Here is a 21,679-nt window from a genome sequence, read left to right on the forward strand (position 1 = left end):
CGCCCCCCCCCCCCGCCCCCCCCGCGCGCCGCGCCCGTCCCCGCCCCCCCCCCCCCCCACCCCCCCCCCCCCCCCCCCCGCGGCGCGCCCCCCCCCCCCCCCCCCCCCCCCCCCCACCACGGGTTTCGCGCGGTTAGGCGACGCCGCCTTCCTGCTCGACGTCCTCGATGCGCACGACGCTGGACGGCACGGTGATCGCGGCGATACCGCCCGGCGTCTCCACTACGACGGGCTTGGCCTGGGCGGCGAGTTCAGCCTTCGACAGGTCCATGGCGTTCTCCTCTTCTTCTCTGCTTCTCTGCGTGCGGCGCGGGCCGTTGCCCGTGCTGCGCCCCTCCCCTGGGCGGGGCGGGGGGTCGGTGCCGTCCCCTCTCGGGGGACGTGAAGGGACGGCACCAGGGCGCCGGGCCGAGGCCGGAGCCTTGCTCCTCGGGCCCGGTGCCGGTCTCAGGGCCGCCTGGCCTCGGCGGCGTACCGCATCAGGTGATCGACGCCTTTGGCCAGCAGCCGGAGCCGGGCGGCCGGATCACCGCCTGATTCACGGAGCAGCTTCTGGGCGTGCCGCAGGGTGCCCTCGGCGATGTCCCGGTCCCTGGTCTCGGCCTTGAGTGCGTGCACGTAGATCTCGGCGGGCTCGACGAGACCGACGATGTAGCCGCGCAGACGGCCCCGGACCGCAGTGGCCACGGCGCCGGTGGGGCAGGCGACGGCGAGGGCCATCGCGATCTCGATATCGCGGCACATGTCGATGCGTGTGGCGGTGTTCGGCATCTGGTCACTCACTTCCGGCCTCCGAAGCCCTCAGGGCCGTGGGCGAGTTGGGCCGGACAACCCACGGGCCCGTTGGTGGCCTTCGCGCTCGCGGCGCCGGCGTCGGTGGGTGTCGCTTCCGTGCTCTGGGGCATCAGGACTCCTCTCCGAACAGGGCCCATAAGGTCTGGCCGTCCTCGGAGACGCCGGAGGCGTTGGCCAGCTGGCTGATGAGGATCACGCCCGGCCCGTGGATCTGCAGGAACGACAGCGGCACGAAGCCGTGTGCGGCGATACGGATGCGGGTCCCGGCTGTCGACAGCGTCATCTCGATGCTGTCCGGCCGGGCGCCGAGGACGGCCGCGAACAACTCGTTCGCGATGAGCGGGGCATCGGGGTGTCCCAGGCGACCAGCCGTCCACACGCGAACGTTCCGGGCTTCCTCGGGAATCCCTTTGAAGGCCTTGCGCCAGGTGTGCCCCGATTCGGGCATGACCGTCCCCCAGGAACTTTCTGAGTACGGATAAAGCTTATCTGTACTCAGATTGTCGCGGCAGTTGGCGCAGGTCAAGGGGAAAGGGAGAGTATGTGTACACAGATTGACGCGATCATCCTGAACGGTGGTGTGGCAGTGGCACAGCCCGAGTACCTGCGGATCGCCGATGACCTGCGGCGCCGCATCAGCTCCGGCGAGTTCCGGTCCGGCGACCAGATCCCGACCCTGCCCGCACTGTGCGAGCACTACCGCGTCTCGGAAACCACCATCCGCAACGCGCTCGGGCTGCTCCGCAACGAGGGGCTCATCGAGACACGGGCCCGCGCCGGCACCCGGGTGCGCCCGCGGCCCCCGATCCACCGGATGGCCGCCGACCGCTACCGCACCACGCCCAGCGCCAAGTCCACGCCGTACACGCGCGATCAGGGCATCGGCTGGTCGGAGTACCGGCTCGACAAGCGCTTCGAGAAGGTCCAGGCCGGCGGCGAGCTCGCCGCCCTGTTCGAGTGCGAGATCGGTGAGCGGCTCCTGGCCCGGCACTTCGTGTTCTACGACAACGACCAGCCCACCCAGATGTCCACGTCCTACGTCCGCTGGGCCGATGTCGCCGGCACGCCCGTCGCCGACCCGATCAACGAGCCCTGGCCCGGCGGCACCCGGGCCCAGATGGCCACCCTCGGCATCACCGTCTCCCGCATCACCGAGTCGTTCACCTCGGGGATGCCAGACGAAACCGAGGCCGCGACCTTGCGGATAGGGGCCGGCGTCCCGGTCCTGCGCTACACCCGCCGCCATATCGCCGACACCGGACGCGTCGTCGAAGTGGGCCACCCCATCGTGCGCCGCGGCGACACCACCATCGTCGACTTCGTCATCGACCTCGCCGAAGACGGAAGTGTCTGAGCTGGTGTTCACGAGAGCTCCCGGTCCTGCGTCGAGTGGGTGCCTCAACCGTTTCAATTCGGGCTTTTGACGTCACGGTCGGCGGTGTCCAACTTTTTTGGCGCCGCCGCAGCATGACTGCCTGCGCGAACTGGATTTCTGCGGCGCTTTCTTGGGTGGATCGTGTCTCGCGCGAGCAGTGGGCAGGCTCCCCGCTGGGTTCCACGGTGGCTACGGTGAAGTCGTCCCTTCGCGCATGAGCAGGAGCGAGAGATGACGACACGTCCCCGGCCGGGCAGCAAAAGCGATCGGGATGCCCTGCGCCATGAGCTGGCCACAGCCGGGTGTGCACTCACGGAGATCGCCGTGGAGATGCGTGTTCGGTTTCGCATGCGGCCACGTGAAGCGTGGCGCCACGCCCACGGCTGGACCTTGCAGGAAACCGCAGACCGCATCAGTGACCTGCCCGGCCGGGCCCTGGCTGCGGACGCGTCGCTGATCAGCAAGTGGGAGAAGTGGCCCGGGCCCAGCACTCGCCGACCCAGCCTCTCCGCACTGGTGGCACTGGCATCCGTATTCGGCTGCCCCGTTGAGGACATCCTCGACGTCGACGACTACCGGGCACTGCCCGAAAGCGATCTGCGGGTGCTGCGCCATCAGACAGCTCCGCCGCCGGCAGAAGCAGCCCAACACCCCGTATTGATCCAGGTCGTGCCAGATCACCGGAACGACGTGCTCGTGGCTGCGACCGAATCCGCGGCATGGGCGCAGTGGGTGGAATCCACCAACGTCGGGGAAATCGCGTTGGAGCAGATCCTCGCGGACGTACGGAGTCTGGCGGGCGAGTACCTCACCGGCGATGCCGTCGAACTGTTCGGCCGCGCCCGTCGGCTGCGGGACCGGGTGTTCGCACTGGTCGAAGGGCACCAGCCGCCGCAGCAGTCAGTCGACCTTTACGTGTCGGCCGGCTATCTGTGCGGGCTCCTCGCCTGGATCTCCAGCGACCTGGGCAACCTTCGGGCGGCGGACACGCAAGGGCGTACGGCCTGGCTGTGCGCCGAGATGTCCGGTCATGCCGAGCTGCGGGCCTGGGTGGCCTCCACACGAAGCAAGGTGGCCTTCTGGGACGGCCGGCTGCGTGAGGCCATCCAGCACGCCCGCCGCGGCGCCTCCCATCACCCCCGCGGAACCGTGGGCGCCCTGCTCGCATGCCAGGAGGCCGACGCCTGGTCCAAGCTCGGCGCCGCCGACGAGACACAGGCCGCACTGCACCGAGCCGCCCTGGCCCGAGAGGACGTTGACCAGCCGGACGACATCGGCGGCATCTTCTCCTGCCCTGAGGCGCGGCAAGAGAATTACGCAGCCGGAGCGCACCTGCGCATCGGGAGCTTCGCCGATGCGCTGACCGAGGCAGATGCCGCGCTGGAACACCTCCGTGCCCAGCCGGTCCACGCCTACGGCACCGAAGCCCAGGTGCACATCACCCGCGCCATCGCCCTGCTCGGCAGCGGACAGCCCGAAGGCATCATGGCGGCCCTCTCCCCCGTACTCGCCATGCCGCCCGAGCAGCGCCTGGACCCCATCACACAACGGATGCAGGACCTTGCCCAGCTGATGGCCGTCGGCCGCGTGGCGACCGGTTCGGCCACCCTGGCGGCACGCCGGGTCCTGTCGGACTGGTGCCACGACTCAGCGCCGCGGCAGCTGGCCCTCTCGTCAGGCGATGGTCCGCACTGATTGGATTCCTGGTTATGACGACAGCACCCGAGCGCATGCGGGATCACTGGTACTGGCGTCCCGGTTGGGACGTGGGCCGCCGCTTCTATACCTGGCACCTCACCTTCGACGGCCAGGCAGATATCCACCGCTTCGCGGCCGCCTATCGCACCGTGCTCGAACCGGTGGGCGGCCTCGACCTCGTCCCGGACCGCTGGCTCCACCTCACCATGCAGGGCATCGGTTTCGTCGGCGAGGTCGACGAACAGGTCGCGCTCGACATCGCCGCGGCCGCCAAGGCCCGGCTCGCCGACGTACCCGCCTTCGACTTCACGCTGCACACGCCGGTCGTCGACCCGGAAGCCATCCTCGTGCCGGTCCAGCCCGACGGGCCCGTCCGGGCAGTCCGCGACGCCATCCGCGCGGCGATCGGCGATGTCCTGCCCGAAGTCCCCGAACGCGCCGAGGGCTTCAAGCCTCACGTCTCCCTCGGCTACAGCAACAGCACCGGCCCGGCCGCACCGTTCACCACCGCCCTCGCCGGCGCCGCCATCGCGCCGGCCCACGGCCGGATCACGCAGGCCGAACTGATCATCATCCACCGCGACCACCGCATGTATGAATGGGAGCCCCTCGCAACGGTGCCCCTCGGCTGAAGGAGAGCAGAGCACGACGCCTGCGCCACCTCCGCTCCACGTACGGCTCGTGCAGGAAGCGAGGATCGTGGAGGTCCCTTTCAACAGCGGTGGCGCCCCTGCCTATGCTGCCGCCATGGGACTGGACCTCACGCTCTGCATGGCCGACTGGGGGCAGCTACGCGAGATCCCCGTCGAGGACCACATCCAGGCACTGGACGAGGCGATCTGGCCGGCGGGGCTCGACTACGACGGCTACGACGCGCTGGGGTCGGCGGAGGGCTGGGTGTGGCCCCCGGGCCAGGATCCGGTGTGGTGCGCCGAGTACCGCTTCTGCTGCACCAGCGGCTCTTACAAGCCGCATTCCCGCGCAGGCGACGGCTGGGACGACATGCGGGTGCTCGTCGATGTACCCCTGCGCGACTCGATGGACCGCTTCCTGAACGGCCTGATCTGGGACGAGGACCCGGCGAGGGACCCCGCGCTGACCGGCGGCGGAGGCTTCTTCCCGTCGGCCACCGACCCCCGGCGGCCCCGCCTGCTCCTCGTCTGCCCGCCCGAGGCGGCACCCGGCAAGGCCCGTGCATGGGAGTGGGCGGCGCCGCGTCTGGAGCAGCTGAACGGGCCCTTCGCCGCGGAGTGCGAGGGCTGGGCTGGGCGCCCGGACACCTTCGATGAGTTCGCTGCCCTGCTGCGTGAATGGGGCGACGTGGTCACGGAGACCGCCCGCCGCGGCTGGGGACTCATCGGCCTGTCGTAGAAGCCTTTGGGTGTAGCTCGTCTGTAGGGCCTCGGTGGCGGGTCGTGTTCAGGTGCCGGTGTCGCGATGAGTGGCGTCGTACAGGTGCCCTGCATACAGCGGAAGCACGTCGCGGAGACGCTCGACCCTCACCCTCGCAAAGTCGGTCGCTGGGCGGCGATAGATGGCGTAGCTGTCGTCACTGCGCGCTTGGATGTGGTTCTCGGCTATCCACGTGGCTGCGGGGCGATGTGAAGGGTGGAACCAGACCACGAGGGCGGCTTTGCTGCCCTTGCCAGCAATGGCGATGCGTTCGAGGGAGTCCCAGCGCACCGACCACTGCTTAGTTCCCTCTGCGACCGTGAGCCCTTCACTGTCCAGAGTGAGGATGACGGGTTTGTTGAGGACGGCATTGACGACCCCTATGGGTATCCCGAGTGCGGCTCCCCAGCCGACGAACTTCAAGATCTTTGTGGCGTCGAGAGGCCCGGAGCCGGAGCCTATAGCCGCGCCGAGTGCCCATCCCATGACGCCCAAAAAGAGGAAAAGGCCAATGATCACCGCGCTCCCAAGTAGGAACGCCTGCCACGCCAGGTCTCGCCTGGGAACACTGATTGTTGTAGTGCTGCTTGGTGGAGTATGGCGTTGAAGATCTGGGCTCAGGGGCTGCGGGGGCTGGGCGTGTGTTCGTCGCCCGTCGGTGGTGGAAGGGTGGTGACTGAAAAGGTCCAGGAGGGCGTCTCTGACCTGGAGTGCGGAGGCGGTCCGGTCGGTGGGTTTCTTAGCCAGCAACTGCTGGACCAGACCGGTGAGTTCAGCGGGGATGTCGGGGCGAAGGTCGCCGAGATGTGGCGGCGGCGTGTTGAGGTGCTGGTGCACGAAGGCCGCTTGGGTGGGGCCGGGGAAGGGCGGCGTGCCCGCCAGGAGCACATGCAGGGTGACGCCGAAGGCGTACAGATCGGTTGCCGCGTCGGCCGGCTCGCCCCGCCACTGCTCCGGGGCCATGAATGGGGGCGTGCCCAGCACGCCGCCCGCTGGCGTGATCGGAGTGAGACGGTGGGCGGAGGCATCGGCGTAGCGGGCGATGCCGAAGTCGCAGACCTTCACCTTGTCCCCGCTCAGGCGCATGAGGTTGGCGGGCTTCAGGTCACGGTGCACCACCCCGCGGCGGTGTGCGTGGTCGAGCGCCTCGGCAACCTGGGCCATGAGCTTCACCGTGAGGTCGACGGGCAGCCCGCCCGGGTGCTCCTCCAGCAGGGCAGCGAAGTCCTGGCCTTCCAGGAGCTCCATCACGAAGTAGGGGCGGCCTTCGTGCTCGCCGACGTCGTGCACCACGGTGATGCCCGGATGCTGTAGGGCGCCCGCCGTACGAGCCTCGCGCCGCAGCCGCGCGATCAGCCCGGGATCCGTATCCATTCCCGCGAGAACGATCTTGATCGCGACCGTGCGATGGAGTTCCCTGTCGCGGGCTGTCCACACCTCGCCCATGCCGCCACGCCCCAGACGCCGCTCCAGCCGGTACCGGCCGCTCAGCACCACACCGGGTTCCATGCCCGTACTGTCCTTCCCCCGTAACCTGCCGCTCGCGCGTCCCCGCTCTCTTGGACAATCAGCAAGAACGCGGCGGGAGTTGCCCGACTTCACACACTGCCGGCGCGACCACGCGCCCGCCGGATGGTCGCAGCAAACCATGCGCCTTGTGAACCACCTGAGCCCAACCCCACTAAGGCGAGAGCGGAATGCCCCAACTTGCCCGTCGGGCTGCAGTTCCCCCCGGCGTGACGCCATTTCAATGGGTGTGGCTCCCCCTTCAGGGGGAGCCACACCCGAAGCCTTTCCATCAGCGGCTGGACGCTTCCACGGCAGGTGATGTGGAGTACCTGGCCTGCGATGCGTGCCGGAGCTCACGCCGGAGGGGTCGAGATCTCCCATCCGTCGCTGGTGGGGCCTGTCATCCTCAGGGATCTCACTCCTCAGCCGGCTGCGTAGGCGTACAAGTCCGCGACGGCCGGGTGGGCTCGGTGCGGGGCGAAGCGTTCGAGGGTTGTGTCGGCGAGCTGGATGCAGCGGGCTGCTTGGGTGGCGCGTGCGGTGGTGAGCGCTTCGCGGGCGATGCTGGTGGCCGTGGGCAGGTCGTGGCGGGCGAGGGCTCCTTCGGCGCGGTAGGCGAGCATGACGGAGCGGGTCCTGCCTCGGGCGGGGTCGAGGAGTTGGAGGCCTTCGGTCAGGGCGGTTTCCGCTCGCTGGTGTTTGCCGAGGTCGAGCCAGCAGCGTCCGGCGTCGATGGCGAGGTCGGCGGGTGACATCCAGGAGACCCAGGCGGGTGCGTGGCCCGGTCGGGCCCGGTCGAGTTCGTGCTCTGCGCTGTGCAGGGCGCGGCCGGTGTTGTGGTCGTCTCCGAGTGCGGCGAGGGCACGGGCTCGGCGCAGGTCGAGGAGGGAGCGGGCGGCTGCGGAGTGGGTGCGGGTGCGGGCGTGTTCGAGGATGTCGACGGCCGTGCTGGGTTGGTTGAGCCAGTTTGCGGCGTAGGCCATGTCGGACAGGATGCCGGCGCCCAGGTCGCGGTTGTCGGCGGCGTGGGCGGCGTGGAGGGCCCCGATCCAGTGGCGTACGGCGTGGGTGTGTTCGCCCTGGTCGAAGTGGAGCCATCCGGCGCACTGTGCGGCGGAGGCGGCGACCTGGTGCAGGCGGCGCCCGGAGGGGGCGTCGTAGACGCCGGTGTTGATCAGGCGGATTGTCGTCTTGAGCAGGGCGTCGATCAGGTCGGTGCACTCGGGCGCGGCGGTGTTGGTCAGGGCGCGCAGTTCGTCGGTGCGGGTCTCCAGCCAGGCGAGCAGGGTGGCATCCACGCGGCGGCCGTGCAGGGCTCCGGTGAGGCGTTCGGGTTCGATGGTGGCCCAGTCGCAGGCGGTGGTGACCAGGGCGCCGGTGGTGAAGGCGAGGAAGGCACGGCGGTCGGGGTGTTCCAGGGCCACCAGGACCTCCAGGAGGGCGGCGCGGCTGCCGTCGGCAGTGAAGGGGTGCGGAGTTTCGTAGGCCGGCAGCCACCAGGGCCAGCCGTGCCGGACGACGTCGTCGTGGTCGACGCCGAAGACGTCGGCGAGGAGCATCTGGTAGTCGCCGCTGGGGGCGTCGACGCGGCTGCTCTCCCACTTGTAGATCCGGTCCCGGCCGGGCCGGTAGATCAAACCGCGGCGGCATGCGGCGAGTGCGAGGCGCAGGGCGAGCTCGTCCATGCTCATGCCGCGGTTCTGGCGGACGTAGGTGAGCGGGTGCTGTGCGCGGCCGTCCCCGCCCATCACGGCCTCCCCGCCCCGGCTCCCGGTGTCTGTGCGTCTACGGTCCCGCGTGTTCGGGCCGGGCGGCAAGGGGCTCTGGCCGGGTCGGGCATACAGCGGGCATACAGACCCGTCGGGCGTGGGCGAGGACGGTGAGAACCATCGCCGATCCGGCGGTCGACCCAACCCACCAGCCCCGCAAGGGGTGTTCTCGCCGGGGCGATCGGGCCGATCGGCGCACCGTCACTTCGCACGGATGGGATCCCGTACTCATGGACAAAGTGCTTGTAACGGGTGGGGCCGGGTTCATCGGCTCGCACTTCGTCAAGCGTCTCCTGAAGGCCGATGACGTGGGCCAGGTGACCGTGCTGGATGCGCTCACCTACGCCGGACACGTGGAGAATCTGGGCGAGGCGTTCCTTAGCCCGAAGCTCGCCTTCGTCGAGGGCAACATCCTCGACATCCCGCTGGTGGATGAGCTGGTGGGCCGGCATGACGCGGTCGTGCACTTCGCGGCCGAGTCGCACGTCGACCGCTCGTTCCTGACCGCGGGCAACTTCGTGACGACGAACGTGCTGGGCACCCACACGCTGCTGGATGCAGCCAGAAGGCTGGGCGTCGGCAAGTTCGTGCACGTCTCCACGGACGAGGTGTACGGGCCGCTGGTCACAGGCTCGGCCTCGGAGCGTGATCCGCTGCGGCCCACCGTGCCGTACGCCGCGTCGAAGGCCGCCAGCGACATGGTGGCCCTCTCCCACTTCCACACCTACGGCGTGCCGGTGTGCGTCACCCGGTCATCGAACAACTACGGGCCCTGCCAGCACCCCGAGAAGATCATCCCGTTGTTCGTGACCAGACTGCTCAAGCACGAGCCGGTCACCCTGCACGGCCGTGGTGAGCATGTCCGCAACTGGCTGCACGTCGAGGAGAACTGCGCCGCGATCGAGCTCGTCCTGCGGGCCGGGGTGCCCGGCGAGATCTACAACCTCGGCGGCGGCACGGACCTGACCAACAAGGAACTCACCGGCCACCTGTTGCGCCTGTGCGGGGCCGACTGGGACGCCGTGCAGTACGTGCCGGACCGGCAGGCCAACGACATCCGCTACTCCATGACCTGGTCGAAGCTCTCCGCCGAACTGGGCTACCAGCCCCGCCGGGACCTCCAGGACGGGCTGGCGGAGACCGTCGACTGGTACCGCAACAACCCGGGCCGGTGGGCGCCTCTGCTGCGCAATCCCGCGGCCCCGCACGCCGAGATCCGCATCAAGCAGGCCACACAGAAAGGGATGAGCCATGCCTGACCGGGAACAAGCGTTCAGCCGGAACGCGAAACCGACCCTGCACGGAGGCGAACTCGACGCCGTGCGGGAGGTGCTGGACAGCGGCCAGTTCGGGCACGGAGAGATCACCGAGCGGTTCGAGGACGAGCTCGCCGAGTTCCTGGGCGTCCCCGAGGTCGTGGCCGTCGCCTCCGGCACCGCGGCCCTGCACATCGCCCTGCTCGCGGTCGGCATCGGGCCGGGCGATGAAGTGGTCGTCCCGTCCATGACGTTCTGCGCAACCGTGCAGGCGATCGTGGAATGCGGGGCGCAGCCGCGGTTCGCTGAGGTCGACCCGGTGACGATGTGCGTCACCAGCCGCGAAGTGCTGGAGGCGATCACGCCGGCCACGCGCGCCGTGGTCCCGGTCCTGTACGGCGGGCGGGCGGTCGTGCTGGACGACATCCAGGACGGCCTGGCCGAGCGCGACATCCGCATCGTGGAGGACGCCGCGCACGCCTTCGGCTCCTACCAGGACCAGCGGCGGGTCGGCGCAGACCGGAGTACTGCGACCTGCTTCAGTTTCGGGCCGATCAAGAATCTGACCTGCGGGCAGGGCGGAGCGATCGTCCCGCGCAACGGCCAGGAGGCGGCGCGGGCGCGGCGCATCCGCCTGCTGGGCATGGTCGAGTCTGCCACGGACCGGGCCGCGGCCACCTCGTACCGGGTCGTAGGGCCGGGGCTGCGCGCTCACCTCTCGCAGATCAACGCGGCCATCGGCAGAGTCCAGCTTCGCCGCTTCGCCACGGTCGAGGCCGGCCGCAAGGAACTGTGGCGCACCTACGCGGACGCGCTCAGGCCCCTGCGGGGGGGCGGGGTTGCCCTGGTGGATGTGGACGTGGAGCAGTCCGTGCCGTCCCTGTGCGTGGTGCGAGTCCCGGACCGCCGCAAGGTGTTCGCGGCCCTGCGCACGGCCGGCATCGGGGTGGGCGTGCACTACCCGCCCAACCACCTGCAGCCCGCGTTCGCCCGCTGGAACCGCCCGCTGCCCGTCACCGAGCAGACGGCCGGCGAGATCCTGACCCTCCCCTTCCACGGCGGAATGAGCAAGGGCGACGTGGACGTCGTCGTATCAGCCCTGCAAGGAGCGCTGCCGTGAGGCGGGCGGCCGTTCTCGGCAAGGGGGCACTTGCCGTGCACGCCTGCGAGGTGATCGCCGCGCTGCCCGACACCGTGCTCGACACGGTCATCCCGAACGCGGACGAACCGGCCTGGGACGACAGCCTGTCGGAGCACGTGGCCAGGCGCTGGCCCGAGGTCCGCATCCTGGCCTCGGGCGACTGGCGTGACCTCGAACCGGGCCGCTGCGCCCTCGTGTTCAGCGTCCTCTACGACAAGATCATCGGCCCCGGGCTGATCGACGCTACCGAAACGATCATCAACTGCCACCCCGGCCGGCTCCCCGAATACCGCGGCGCCAGGCCGGTGAACTGGGCCCTGCACAACGGGGAGAGCCTGCACGGCATCACGATCCACGCCATGGACACCGGGATCGACACCGGCCCCGTCCTGGCCGAGGCCCACTTCACCATCTGGCCCGACACCGACGAGGTCCGCGACGTGTGGAACCGCACGATGCGCTACGGCCGGGCCCTGATCAGCGACACCCTCCCGCGCCTTGGCCGCATCATCCCGCGGCCGCAGGATGAGACCCGCGCGGTGACGCACTATCTCCGCGACAACCACCAGCTCGGTGACCGCAGCGACTGGACCAGAGCGATGAGCCGTCAGCCCTGACCGGCCGCGGCCAGGATCACGTCGACCAGTCGCTCGGCCGCATCCGGCCTGCCGTGCGACCGGGCCCGCTCAGCCATCGCAGTACGGCGGGCGGGCTCGGTCAACAGCGGCTCCACCGCGGACTGCAGAGATTCCGGCGTCACCCCGTCCAGCAGGGCGACCGCAGCGCCGGAGTCGGCCAGGTGCCGCGCGTTGTGCGCCTGCTCGTTGCCCGCCGACGTGGCCAGGGGGATGAATACCGCCGCTTTGCCCAGCGCGGTCAGCTCGGCGAGCGTCCCGGCCCCACTGCGCGAGATCACCACGTCGGCCAGCGCCAGGACATCGGGAAGCTCCGCACCGACATAGGCCGTCAGGTAGTATCGGCCCGCCGACTCCCGGGGCAGGGAGGCGGTGGCCTGACGCAGCTGGTCGAGGTGGGCCGGCCCGCACTGGTGGACCACGTTGGCGTGGCCGAGCAGCCACGGCAGTACATCGCGCACGCACTCGTTGATCTGCTGGGCCCCCTGCGCGCCTCCGGTGACATACACGGTGGGCAGGCGACGGTCGAAACCGTGCAGGCCGAGCGCCGCGACCGCCTTGTCCGCCTGCCCGGAAAACACCTCCGGGCGCACCGGATTTCCGGTGACGACCGCCGCGCCCCGGGCGGATTCGGGCAGCAGTTCCAGGGTGGACGTTGAGGACACCGCGATACGCGTCGCTGCGCCGGCCAGAGTCTTGTTGGCCAGGCCCAGGCGGACGGTCTGCTCATGAATGACCAGCGGCCTGTGACACAGCCGTGTCGCCGCAATCCCGACCGGAACCGCGACGTAGCCGCCGGTGGCCAGCACCACCTCGGGGCGGAACCGGTTGATGACCGAGCGGGCCTGGACGACACCGAGCGGCACCCGGCTCATGTCCCGCACATTGGCCGGGGACATCATCTTCAGCGGATTGCTGGACCGGCGGATCTTGCCCGTGGCGACCGTCTCGAAGTCGATGCCCTCACCTGCCGCGACCCGGGACTCCAAGCTGTCGGGCTGCCCCACCCACAACACGTCGAGTGTGCCTCCGCCGACAGCGAGCCGATCCCGCAGCGTCCGTACCGCGGTCAGTGCCGGGTAGGTGTGCCCGCCGGTCCCACCACCCGTCACGATCAGGCGAAAGTTGTTCACAGAAGAGCTCCCCATCTGGCTACGACACGGCCCGCCCCGGAGCGGATTCAGGGCCGTACGGCTCGACGGCCCAGGCCAGCACGAGCCTGCCACACGCGCGAGCAGTACCCCTGCCCCAGCGCCCTTGCAGGAGAGGCGACCTCGCCCGCTTCCGCGCCCGCAGCCTATGAGGCGCGGCCGAACTCGACGAACGCTCCCGCGACTTCCTCGCCAACGCCCTCCTTTTCCGGGAGAGCAGGTAGGGCAGCGGCATTGGCACGGTGAAGGGCTTCCAACACGCGGGCGAGCAGGGCGGTGTCAGGCTCCCGCGACTCGACTGCTGCCCGGCCTTCCTCGTACCACTCGCCGAGCGCCGTTTCCCACGCGATCTCAGCTCGTATGACCTCGGCGCGCATCGCGTCCAGAACGCTCTCGGTTTCCATCCGCAGGAGAACGATGTCGGCAGGGGCCAGGCGGACGGTGAGGTGCCCGTCCTCGACACGGATGTGTTCCAGGGACAGCTCCACACAGCGGGACGGGTCGCCGTGCAGTTCGTCCTCGTCCATCAGGCGCAGCCTCACGACGCATGCCCCCGCTGCTTCGTGGGGTGGGCCTCGGCTTCGTGGAGGGCTACGCGGATGAGGAGGTCATCGATGTCGCCGCCCTGGGCGCACTCGTCACGCAGTCGCTGGCACGTCTCGCATTTTCTCTCCATCACGTGGCCTCGATGTTGTCGGCGGCCGTGGAGAACTCGATCCCCGAGGCCAGCCTGATGAAGGCGACGCGTACATACCTCCGGTCCTCACCCGCGCCGACCGGCTCGCGTACGACGCCGTTCAACTGCCCTGTCTGGCCGCTGGCGGTGTCGCGGACGCGGTGGCCGATCAGCGGGTGCGTCTCGTGCATCAGGGAGTCGTGGGCCATGGCCTTCTCCTTCTCGGGCGGGAAGTCCGCCCTCGTCGGGGGAGGCGGGGGCGGACTGTTCCTCATCGCGCCGGAGGGGGAGCCATCGCACTCCGGCGGCGTACGAACAGTCAACGAGATGTGCACACAGGGTGTGATCTGCCGCGCGGTCTGCCATCGTGTCTGCCAACGCGGCAGATTGACATGGGAGTTGGACTGTGCAGCAGCACCGGCAAGCAGGGATCGGAAAGGTGATCCGTGCGGCTCGCAAAGCGCACGACTTAACCCAGAAACAGCTCGCCGACCAGCTCAATGGCGTGTCCGGCTGGGGCACGTGCACCGCGAACGACGTCTACCGGTGGGAGACCGGGCGCCGCACGCCGGGGCTCTGGCTGCCGTTCCTGGTGGACGTCCTCTGCCTGGACACTGCTGCCGCACCGAAGCCCGGTTCGTGCACACTGCCGGAGGAGCCGCCCGCGCCCGGGGTGGCCATCCAGCCGTCCGCGCTCCTTGATGAGGACGATGTGCTCCGACGCTCGTTCATGAACGGCCTTGTCGCCGCGCCGCTGCTCGACCTGGCGGGGCTCGATCACCTCGCCGCCGCTGTCCGCGACGCCCACCGCTACAGCGACCGTCAGCTCGTCGAGCACCTGCGCAGCGCGCTGGACGAGACCGCCCGGACCGATGTCCGCACCGGCCCGGACCAGGCGATGCCTGCCGCCCTGGGCATCCTCTCCGTCATCAGCGCTACCGCCCGCGAAGCCAGGCCCGACATCCGCCGCGAGCTGTACGCTCTGGGCTCTCGCGCGGCCGAACTCGCCGCCTGGCTGCACCGAGCCGCCGGATCACCCCGGCAGACGGCCACCTACTGGCACAACCAGGCCAAGGAGTGGGCGACATTCACGGGCGACGGCGAGATGCACGCCTATGTCCTGCTGCGCCAGGCCCAGGCCCTGGGCCGCCACGACCCGGCACGGATCCTCGATCTCTCCGACGCCGCCACCGCAGGTCCCTGGACGCTGCCACCGCGCCCCCGTGCCGAAGCCCTCCAGCAAAAAGCCCGCGGTCTGGCGATGACCGGCGCCGGTGAAACCGAGATCGAGCGGGTACTGGGGCAGGCGCATGCCGCGCTCGACCGGGCCGCCGAACCCTCCGGCCCGCCCACCTGCACCGGCCCCCTCGGCGACGGCTACACCAGGGAACGGCTCATGGTGCAGACCGGGATCTGCTGGCGTGAGGCCCACCGCCCCGACAGAGCCGTCACCGCGTTCCAGACCTACATCCCCCGCGCCGCGTTCGGCCCCCGCGACCACACGCACTACAGCGCCTTCCTCGCCGGCGCACTCGCGGAGAGCGGTGAACCCGATGCCGCCGCCTCCGTGGCCCTGGAGGCCCTGGCAGTAGCCGGTCCGCCCCGCTACGGGCAGGCCCTCTCCGAGCTGAACCGCACGGCACAGATCCTGTTCCCGCACCGCGAACGCCCAGCGGTACGGGAACTGCGCGAGCGGCTCCTGGTCCTAGCGGCCTCCTAGTCGGCCAGGAACCCGGAGACCTTTGTGATGACCTCGGCCTGCCAGGCCTGCGACTGCGGGTCGGCGTACGCGGGGTCGTCGTGGACGGCGAAACCGTGCTGCGCGCCGTCGAGTTCGTAGAGTTCCGCGCCAGCGCCGAACAGCGGCCGGTAGCGCCGGGACAGTTCGATGTCGACGAAGGTGTCCTTCGTGCCGTGGACGATCAGCACAGGGGATTGAACTTCGGTACAGAGCTTTTCCGGGTCCAGGTGGAAGACCTCGTTCAGGAGCGCGCGGCCGGTCTGGACCGGCTGCCAGACGGAGAATCCGCGCTCGTCCAGCTTCGCTGCACGCTCCGGGGTCAGGTAGTCCCCGCGCCACCCGGCCTCTTGGGTCACGAATCGGTCCTGGTAGTTCATGCGGGGGTTGAGCAGGACGAGCTTGGCGACGTCGCTCGGCCGGGTACCGGCGTGCAGTGCCGCCGCGCCCCCAGAGAATGATGCGGCCAGGACGTGCACCGGACCGGGGCGGCCGGTGTGCTCGCTCAGGTGATCGGACGCGGCCCGGATGTCGTTGGCGATGCCTGAAATTGTGACGTCCTCCTGGCGCCCGCCGCTGGCACCGTGGGCGCGCAGGTCGAACCGGAGACACGTGATTCCGGTCGCGGCCAGAGCAGCGGCCAGGCGGCCGAAGAAGCCGCCCTCCTCGCGGGTCACGCCCGCACCATGCGCAAGCACCGCCAAAGCAGCAGGAGGAGCCGCAGACGGCGTGACCGTTCCGAACAGCTTCGTTCCGTCCAGCGACCGGAATGCCGTCTCGTAGTCAGTCATCGGGACCTCCGTGGGTACTCCGGATGCAATGACCACACGCTAGCGGCTGGCGTTACAAATCCGATAGGAACAAGCCCAGTTGCTCGGCCCTCCCCGAGGCCGCGGTATGTCGTGAGCCACCATGTGCCCGTAACCGAGAACCACGTTCCCGGCCCGGAGTAACCCTCAGTCGGGGTGACGTCAGAAGAGGGCGTCCTGTTCGGGCTCCTGGTGTGGCAGTGGAGGCACGTCCTCGCCTCTCCACTTCGCTTCCAGGTGTTTGCGCCATCCCTGCGGGGGCGGCCACGGGACTCCCCACTCGGCGAGCTGTTTTCTGGTCCAGCCGCCTGTCGGCGTCTGGGCGGCGGCTATTTCGTCGGGAGAAGGCACGTAGCTGGGCATGACGTGATGATGGCCTAAGTGAGCGACGGGGCACCACAGCGGCAGGCTGCTCACGCATCGAGTGGACCGGCGACGCCGACAACCCACCAGCGCTTCACTTCTACGAGTCCTACGGCGTGGCTCCGAAGAACGATAAATTGTTCTACCGCATGGAGCTGTAGCCGGGGTGTGGACTGCTAGCGAGACGCGCTTATGCAACAGGCGCGTTCAAGCCCACCAGTTGACGATGACCTGCCCCTAGGCGCGCGGCGCGGCGCGGCGCCGCGCCCACCGGGACATCCGCGGTGCTGTGGCCGCGTTGACGGCCCGGCCGAACGCGTTCAGAGCAACTTCCAGACGCGCGGTGTCCTCCACGTCGGGCAGGGCGTTCAGCAGATGCTCGGTGGCAGTGGCGACGGCTGGGTCGGAGCAGCGCATGAGCGGAGCGGCGGCGGTGGCGGCCCGGGTGAGTGGCTCGCGCACGGCGGCCGTGCTCTGTTTGCTGGCCACCCTCTCCCGGCTCAGCAACTCGGCCGCGCGCCCGGCGCCCGCCTGGAGGCTCTGTGCGTCCGTTCCGCCTGCGATCCGAGCCCGGGCGGCACCGCCGACGTAGGCCATCAGGGCCAGCAGATACGACCTCGCACGCTCGGCCGGCCCTTCCCACAGCAGCTTGTTGGCGGCGGCCGCAGCCTGCAGTTCCGCCACCGCCACCGTCATCGCATCCGCCTGCGCCCGCAGCGCCCCGATCTCGGCCTGCTGCTCCTGGCGGTTGCGGGCACGGCTGGTCAGCCACGATGCCAGGACGGCGATGACCGCCCCCGAGACGAGCGTGCTGGCCAGCTCCATCAACTTGTCCATCCCGGCAGGCTGGCCGTGCATCCGGCGCCAGCGCCCGCTCGTTGCGCACCTGACGCACAACGCGGACGCTCCTGTTGCCGCGTACACATCGGCTGCGGGGCACAGGATGATCTCGGCCATCACAGGCTGCGAGTCGGGCAGTTCTGCCCATCAGTGGCGTGTCCCTGAACCAGCACCGTGATGATCGGCGGCGCCGGTCTGGTTCAACCACAACTTCTCGGAGGCAGCCGACTGTGACCGAACGCATCACTCTCGCCGACGACCCCGACCTCGCCCACCTGATCGACCTGCTCGACATGCTGAGGGGGCCAGAGGTGACATCCCTTTGGGGCGAGGGCGACCACAGCATCGGAGAAAAGTTCGCCTCCCGGCTCAGGCCCATCCTCAACGGTCAGGGCCGCGCGCAGGACGTGGACTATCTCGCGGTGTACGTCCTCAAGTACCTCGGAAAGGACAACACGCATATCCCAGAAGAGCAGATCACCAAGTGGCTGCGCGGGGTGAACGGCCTTCCCGCCGCGGGACACGCGTGGGTGGAGGACGCTACTCGGACCGCGTGGACCCTGGTTACCCGGTACAGCCTGCCCCGCTGGCGTCTCACTGATCGCGACGGCACCCCCGGGGAGCACTGGCTGGCGACCCCGTAGCTCGCCCTTTGGCGTACATCACAGCTGCCCGCGGACCGTTCCGTGTGGCCCGGCGGTGGATGCCTGCTCGGCTTCCCAGTTGTCGAGTTCGGCCTGCAGCACGGCGCAGGCCCGCTTGGCTTCCGTTTCGTCGCGCAGATGTTCCAGCCAGCCTTGATCCGGCAGCGGGAGGGCGGCTTCGCGGCGAAGCGGCACAGGCCGGTTGTAGGCGCGGGCTGCGTAGATCTCCCGGGGGCTGACATCGGGCCCGTATGCCGCCTCCAACGAGACTGACTGCAGATGGACTTCCTCGGGTTCGCGCAGCCAGGGCTGGTACTCCGGCACCGGAGTCTCCGAGACCGCGCTGCGCGCCTCCTGGAGTCGTCGACGGAGCTCGGGACGCAGCTGTTCGGCGTAGCGCTGCCAGGCCGGGTCGCTGTGCTCGTGTCGGGCGCGGAGCATGGCTTGGTAGCGGGTGCCGTCCTCGTCGACCTGGTCGTCGCGCAGGGCGGGAGTGCCGGTGTAGGCGAGATGCCCGTGCTGCTGAAGACGTGTGAGTTCGTGGCGTACGTAGGCGGCGGGGTCCCGGAGGTAGCCCGGGACGCCCCAGGTCCGCAGTTCGGCGGCGAGAGACTGCCAGGTCCACCCGGCGGCGATCAGGGGGCGCAGGACGTAGGCGAGACGGCGGGCGCAGCCGCGGTGCAGCCACCACACCTCGTTCTGGAGTTGTTCAGCGATCGCGATGCCGTGGGCGCAGTCGGCCACGGTCGTGCGGTGCTGGTTCGAGGGTTTAGGGATGTTCTTTCGGCCCGTCGCGCGCGTGCGCGAGGTGTAGTTACTACCTCTCTCTACCTTTAGCTGACGGTGGTCCTGTGGGACCACCAAAGAAGGGGTGCACGGCGTCGACCGCCGGTGAGCTCGGGCAGATGCCTTCTTGCTGGCCTCGGCGACGGCCCGGGCCCGGCCCTTCTCGGTGACGCCGACAGGCCGCGCCTGGTATCCGGTTCCGTCGATCCGGCGGCCCATCGCCTCGTCCCAGATTGGCGGAGCGACCGCTGCGAAGATCGTGCCGGTGCCGCGGTACCCGTGCTCCTGGGTCCAGGCCGCCCCGTGCCTGGTGCGCTGCGCGTTGGTGCGGGAGCCGTGCTCGACGTAGGCGGTCAGGCCGAGTTCGCGCAGGATCTTGGCGTGGTTGAGGACGGCACGGCGCTGCAGCCCGAGCTCCCGGGCGGTTGCCGCGATGTTGAACGCGAAGGTCCCGCCCCGGCTGCGTTCCATCCGGGCGGCGAAGACCTCCGCCAGGCGCAGCGTCGTACGGCCGGCTCTGGGATGGAAACCGGCGCCGACCATGAACGTGGCAGCCGCCCGGAAGTCGTCGGCGCGGCGCAGTTGACGAGAGGCGGTGGTGGTCACTTCGTGGTCGGAAGCCTCTCGTACGAGTGTGAAGGCATGCCGACGTGTGTCCGGAGTCGCCGAAGACTCGGACACATCGGGGCATGCCACCGAGTCGATATGGCGGCATGCCAAAACGTCAGGCATGATGAAGCCGTTCTCCGACGCATCTGAGTCGGGGCACAACGAAGCCCATCTGGTGCTTCGTGGTTCAGGGAGAACCGAGTAACTGTCCGGTGAAAGCCCGGACACTTCGCCTGACCAGGGGTTACGACCTGGGGATGGCGGTGGCAGGTTGGCCGGTGGGCCCGATGGGGATCGGGTGTCCTGGCCGGGGCAGCAGGTGCGGACCTTGGGGAAGGCGCCGCGGACGAGCTGCCCCTCGCGTGGGCTACGTCATACCGCTCCCCTCAGGGGGGATAGCAGGAAGCCCGCACGCCGGACGGCATGCAGAAATCCACCAGGGGCCCGGCGCTGACACGGGCACCATCTGGCGGTGCTTGTTGTGTCCCGAAGGACAGTTACGGGTACGCTGCATCGCAGCGGGACCTCGTTTCCGAGACCTCGGTCCCGCACCGTGCGAGACCTTCTTCACCAAGAGCTTCCTCGCACCGGCTCCGGCCCTCTGTAGCGCGGTACCAGGTTTCGCAGACCTGGAGCTACGGGGGGCCTTCGTCGTGTACGAGCGACCGGCCCCGGCGATCGGGTGAACGCAGAGGACGGCGCGCCTCCACCCTAGTCCCCTCGGCATCGGAGTTGTCACACGTTTCATGCGTCCCTCCACCGTGTCGTTGAGGTGCTCCTGACGGGCCATCGCTTTGCTGGCCTGGGCAAAACGAGCGGCTCGTACGGGCAGTGATGTGGCTTCAGGAAGCAAGGCGGCGCTCCTCAACGGAAGGGACTTCGGGGCTCCGGGCTGACGGGGCCGCTGTCGTACGGGAGTTGCGCGGGGCGAGCAGGAGGTCGTCTATCGTGCCCTGGCCGTCGGTCTGGGTGGCCCACCCCTCCAGGAGGTGGTTGATGATCGAGCGGGCGGTCATCTGGAACTCGTTCACGCAGCGCTCTTTCTGGGACAGGGCACCGAGTGGTCGGGTGTGGCAGTAGATCGCCATCAGCTCGGCGATCAGTGGTGAGTAGAGGTCGGGAAGGGCCTGCAGTGCGTCGCACTCCGGCAGCATGCACGCAGGCAGCGGCACGTCGGCTGTGGTGGTGGCCGACGGGCGGTTCTTCAGGTGGAAGAGGCGGAAGCGCACGGGAACTGTCCTTTCGCGACGACGGGTTGTCCAGGGGGATCGTGATGAATCGGGCTTCGGCGGTGTGGCTGTCTCCCTGATCTCAGGGGCCCGTGGGAGGCCTCTGCGGTACCGGTAGCAGGGGCTTCCGTGACCGCGCGGTGGGGAGAGAGCCGTTGAGGCCCGCCGTGTGCCTTCCGGTTGGGGCCGTGGGCTGTGGTGTGCGGAGCGGGGTGAGAGCGTCGGCCACGGCCGCGCGGTGGTGTGCCAGTAGGGCAGGGCCTGGCTGCGTGTGCGGGCTGCCTTCCGCAGGCGGTCGCGCAGTTCGGCGTCGGTCAGCCAGGACCGCAGGTCCTGCGACCAGGCGGAGACGGATCCCGGAGGCGGCAGAAGCCCCGGACGCTGACCGCCGCGAACGCAGCCCAGGGCCTCTGGCACGCCGCCCACCTGCGAGGCCATGACAGGGATGCCCCGGGCCAAGGCCTCGGTGACGACGAGGCCATACGTTTCGGAGAAGCTCGGGAGCACGAGCAGATCGGCCGCTGCGTAGGCGGCGTCCAGGTCGGCGCCGGACTTCGGGCCGTCGATGACGATCCGGTCAACGAGTCCCCGCGCGTTGATGAGGTCGCGGAGCAGACGGACGTGGCCCGGGTTCTGCTGTACTCCGCCGACGAGCCGGAGATGCCAGGGCAGTTCGGTTGCGGTGGCGAGGGCGTCGATGAGGACCTGGTGGCCTTTGACGGGGGTGAGCGAGGCGACGCACAGCAGTTGAGAGACCCCGTCGGTGCCCGGCGCCCGCGGCACGATCCCTACGCCCGGGTGGGCCGTGTGCACGTGCGCGGGCCGCAGTGCATGGTGTGCTACAAGCTGGCGGGCCGTGTGGGCACTCGGGGCGATGATCACGGATGCGCAGCGGAGGACCCGGGCCTCGCGGGCATCGAGGTCAGCGGCCCCGGCCGCGGACAGGCCGCGCTCGTCGGCGAGGGGCATGTGGACAAGTACGGCCAGGCACAGCCGCGGGGCTACGGCCTCCACGATGTCGGGGATGCAGGCCAACAGCCCGTCCAGGAGCACGACCGCGCGCTGGGCACCCGCTCCCGGCCATGGCCAGCTTCCTGCCAGCGGGTGCAGGTGCACCTCCCACCCCATGTACGGCAGGTTGCGGGCCAGGTTGAGGTCGTAGGTGTTGCCCCCGCTGGGCCGCTGGGGGTCGTGGATCGTTGCCGGGACGATGAAGTGGACGCTGGACGGGGGCATGTGCGCTCCTTTGGTACGGGTCTTGCGG

Annotated in this window: 23 protein-coding genes; 9 read left to right on the top strand and 14 right to left on the bottom strand. The window is 69.5% G+C overall.

Annotated features, from left to right (window positions below; genetic code table 11):
* Nucleotides 1-133: 133 nt before the first annotated feature.
* From ACIBK6_RS36375 to ACIBK6_RS36390, 4 genes are all read right to left on the bottom strand, one after another.
* On the bottom strand, nucleotides 134-271 hold the full coding sequence (locus ACIBK6_RS36375; RefSeq protein WP_399056797.1) for a hypothetical protein: 138 nt from the start codon (nucleotides 269-271) through the stop codon (nucleotides 134-136).
* A gap of 176 nt (nucleotides 272-447) precedes the next feature.
* The gene (locus ACIBK6_RS36380; protein WP_399056799.1) at nucleotides 448-783 is read right to left on the bottom strand and encodes a DUF6415 family natural product biosynthesis protein; all 336 of its coding nucleotides are present in this window, start codon (nucleotides 781-783) and stop codon (nucleotides 448-450) included.
* A complete protein-coding gene (locus ACIBK6_RS36385) occupies nucleotides 780-905 on the bottom strand; it encodes a hypothetical protein (RefSeq protein ID WP_399056801.1) in 126 nt (41 codons plus the stop codon). Before ACIBK6_RS36385 ends, ACIBK6_RS36380 begins: the two co-directional genes overlap by 4 nt.
* On the bottom strand, nucleotides 905-1,243 hold the full coding sequence (locus ACIBK6_RS36390; protein WP_399056803.1) for a hypothetical protein: 339 nt from the start codon (nucleotides 1,241-1,243) through the stop codon (nucleotides 905-907). Before ACIBK6_RS36390 ends, ACIBK6_RS36385 begins: the two co-directional genes overlap by 1 nt.
* Nucleotides 1,244-1,336: 93 nt before the next feature.
* On the opposite strand from ACIBK6_RS36390, the gene ACIBK6_RS36395 reads away from it, so the two are divergent.
* From ACIBK6_RS36395 to ACIBK6_RS36410, 4 genes are all read left to right on the top strand, one after another.
* A complete protein-coding gene (locus tag ACIBK6_RS36395; RefSeq protein ID WP_399056805.1) occupies nucleotides 1,337-2,149 on the top strand; it encodes a GntR family transcriptional regulator in 813 nt (270 codons plus the stop codon).
* Between the two features lie 411 nt (nucleotides 2,150-2,560).
* Nucleotides 2,561-3,865 carry an XRE family transcriptional regulator gene (locus tag ACIBK6_RS36400; protein WP_399056807.1) on the top strand — a complete coding sequence of 435 codons (1,305 nt, stop codon included), beginning with the start codon at nucleotides 2,561-2,563 and terminating at the stop codon, nucleotides 3,863-3,865.
* A gap of 14 nt (nucleotides 3,866-3,879) precedes the next feature.
* Nucleotides 3,880-4,500: a 2'-5' RNA ligase family protein gene (locus tag ACIBK6_RS36405; protein ID WP_399056809.1), complete on the top strand. Its 621-nt coding sequence runs from the start codon at nucleotides 3,880-3,882 to the stop codon at nucleotides 4,498-4,500.
* A 115-nt stretch (nucleotides 4,501-4,615) separates the two neighbouring features.
* Nucleotides 4,616-5,239 carry a hypothetical protein gene (locus ACIBK6_RS36410; protein WP_399056811.1) on the top strand — a complete coding sequence of 208 codons (624 nt, stop codon included), beginning with the start codon at nucleotides 4,616-4,618 and terminating at the stop codon, nucleotides 5,237-5,239.
* 48 nt (nucleotides 5,240-5,287) lie between these two features.
* Here ACIBK6_RS36410 and ACIBK6_RS36415 read toward each other — a convergent pair whose 3' ends face one another.
* Both ACIBK6_RS36415 and ACIBK6_RS36420 read right to left on the bottom strand, forming a co-directional pair.
* Entirely contained in the window at nucleotides 5,288-6,769 is a 1,482-nt protein-coding gene (locus tag ACIBK6_RS36415; RefSeq protein WP_399056813.1) for a serine/threonine-protein kinase, read from the bottom strand.
* A gap of 422 nt (nucleotides 6,770-7,191) precedes the next feature.
* On the bottom strand, nucleotides 7,192-8,517 hold the full coding sequence (locus ACIBK6_RS36420) for an XRE family transcriptional regulator (protein WP_399056815.1): 1,326 nt from the start codon (nucleotides 8,515-8,517) through the stop codon (nucleotides 7,192-7,194).
* A 251-nt stretch (nucleotides 8,518-8,768) separates the two neighbouring features.
* Here ACIBK6_RS36420 and rfbB point away from each other — a divergent pair, with 251 nt between their 5' ends.
* Genes rfbB through ACIBK6_RS36435 form a run of 3 tightly spaced genes read left to right on the top strand, consistent with a single transcriptional unit; the run spans nucleotide 8,769 to nucleotide 11,552 of the window.
* Complete coding sequence (gene rfbB / locus ACIBK6_RS36425) at nucleotides 8,769-9,797, top strand: dTDP-glucose 4,6-dehydratase (protein ID WP_399056817.1); 1,029 nt, start codon at nucleotides 8,769-8,771, stop codon at nucleotides 9,795-9,797.
* Nucleotides 9,790-10,914, top strand: a complete 1,125-nt coding sequence (locus tag ACIBK6_RS36430) for a DegT/DnrJ/EryC1/StrS family aminotransferase (protein WP_399056819.1) — start codon at nucleotides 9,790-9,792, stop codon at nucleotides 10,912-10,914. Before rfbB ends, ACIBK6_RS36430 begins: the two co-directional genes overlap by 8 nt.
* A complete protein-coding gene (locus ACIBK6_RS36435; RefSeq protein ID WP_399056821.1) occupies nucleotides 10,911-11,552 on the top strand; it encodes a formyltransferase family protein in 642 nt (213 codons plus the stop codon). The genes ACIBK6_RS36430 and ACIBK6_RS36435 overlap by 4 nt, the downstream gene beginning before the upstream one ends.
* On the opposite strand, the gene ACIBK6_RS36440 is transcribed toward ACIBK6_RS36435, so the two are convergent.
* The 3 genes from ACIBK6_RS36440 to ACIBK6_RS36450 all read right to left on the bottom strand — a co-directional run bounded on the left by ACIBK6_RS36440 (nucleotide 11,543) and on the right by ACIBK6_RS36450 (nucleotide 13,606).
* Nucleotides 11,543-12,718 carry a UDP-N-acetylglucosamine--N-acetylmuramyl-(pentapeptide) pyrophosphoryl-undecaprenol N-acetylglucosamine transferase gene (locus tag ACIBK6_RS36440; protein WP_399056823.1) on the bottom strand — a complete coding sequence of 392 codons (1,176 nt, stop codon included), beginning with the start codon at nucleotides 12,716-12,718 and terminating at the stop codon, nucleotides 11,543-11,545. The two genes, ACIBK6_RS36435 and ACIBK6_RS36440, sit on opposite strands and share 10 nt — an antisense overlap.
* Before the next feature lie 149 nt (nucleotides 12,719-12,867).
* Nucleotides 12,868-13,248, bottom strand: a complete 381-nt coding sequence (locus ACIBK6_RS36445) for a hypothetical protein (protein ID WP_399056825.1) — start codon at nucleotides 13,246-13,248, stop codon at nucleotides 12,868-12,870.
* Nucleotides 13,249-13,396: 148 nt separating this feature from the next.
* Entirely contained in the window at nucleotides 13,397-13,606 is a 210-nt protein-coding gene (locus ACIBK6_RS36450) for a hypothetical protein (RefSeq protein WP_399056827.1), read from the bottom strand.
* A 230-nt stretch (nucleotides 13,607-13,836) separates the two neighbouring features.
* Here ACIBK6_RS36450 and ACIBK6_RS36455 point away from each other — a divergent pair, with 230 nt between their 5' ends.
* Nucleotides 13,837-15,117, top strand: coding sequence for a multiprotein-bridging factor 1 family protein (locus tag ACIBK6_RS36455; RefSeq protein ID WP_399056829.1), 1,281 nt, complete (start codon nucleotides 13,837-13,839; stop codon nucleotides 15,115-15,117).
* Here ACIBK6_RS36455 and ACIBK6_RS36460 read toward each other — a convergent pair.
* The 3 genes from ACIBK6_RS36460 to ACIBK6_RS36470 form a co-directional block, all read right to left on the bottom strand.
* The gene (locus tag ACIBK6_RS36460; RefSeq protein WP_399056831.1) at nucleotides 15,114-15,926 is read right to left on the bottom strand and encodes an alpha/beta hydrolase; all 813 of its coding nucleotides are present in this window, start codon (nucleotides 15,924-15,926) and stop codon (nucleotides 15,114-15,116) included. The two genes, ACIBK6_RS36455 and ACIBK6_RS36460, sit on opposite strands and share 4 nt — an antisense overlap.
* A 180-nt stretch (nucleotides 15,927-16,106) precedes the next feature.
* Complete coding sequence (locus tag ACIBK6_RS36465; protein WP_399056833.1) at nucleotides 16,107-16,307, bottom strand: hypothetical protein; 201 nt, start codon at nucleotides 16,305-16,307, stop codon at nucleotides 16,107-16,109.
* 237 nt (nucleotides 16,308-16,544) lie between these two features.
* The gene (locus ACIBK6_RS36470; protein ID WP_399056835.1) at nucleotides 16,545-17,144 is read right to left on the bottom strand and encodes a hypothetical protein; all 600 of its coding nucleotides are present in this window, start codon (nucleotides 17,142-17,144) and stop codon (nucleotides 16,545-16,547) included.
* Nucleotides 17,145-17,377: 233 nt separating this feature from the next.
* Here ACIBK6_RS36470 and ACIBK6_RS36475 point away from each other — a divergent pair, with 233 nt between their 5' ends.
* Nucleotides 17,378-17,791, top strand: a complete 414-nt coding sequence (locus ACIBK6_RS36475; RefSeq protein WP_399056837.1) for a hypothetical protein — start codon at nucleotides 17,378-17,380, stop codon at nucleotides 17,789-17,791.
* A gap of 18 nt (nucleotides 17,792-17,809) precedes the next feature.
* On the opposite strand, the gene ACIBK6_RS36480 is transcribed toward ACIBK6_RS36475, so the two are convergent.
* Both ACIBK6_RS36480 and ACIBK6_RS36485 read right to left on the bottom strand, forming a co-directional pair.
* Nucleotides 17,810-19,183, bottom strand: coding sequence for a hypothetical protein (locus ACIBK6_RS36480; RefSeq protein ID WP_399056838.1), 1,374 nt, complete (start codon nucleotides 19,181-19,183; stop codon nucleotides 17,810-17,812).
* Nucleotides 19,184-20,028: 845 nt separating this feature from the next.
* Nucleotides 20,029-21,651, bottom strand: a complete 1,623-nt coding sequence (locus ACIBK6_RS36485) for a glycosyltransferase (protein ID WP_399056840.1) — start codon at nucleotides 21,649-21,651, stop codon at nucleotides 20,029-20,031.
* Nucleotides 21,652-21,679 lie beyond the last annotated feature (28 nt).

This window comes from Streptomyces sp. NPDC050485, from assembly GCF_044458185.1.
GTDB lineage: Bacteria > Actinomycetota > Actinomycetes > Streptomycetales > Streptomycetaceae > Streptomyces.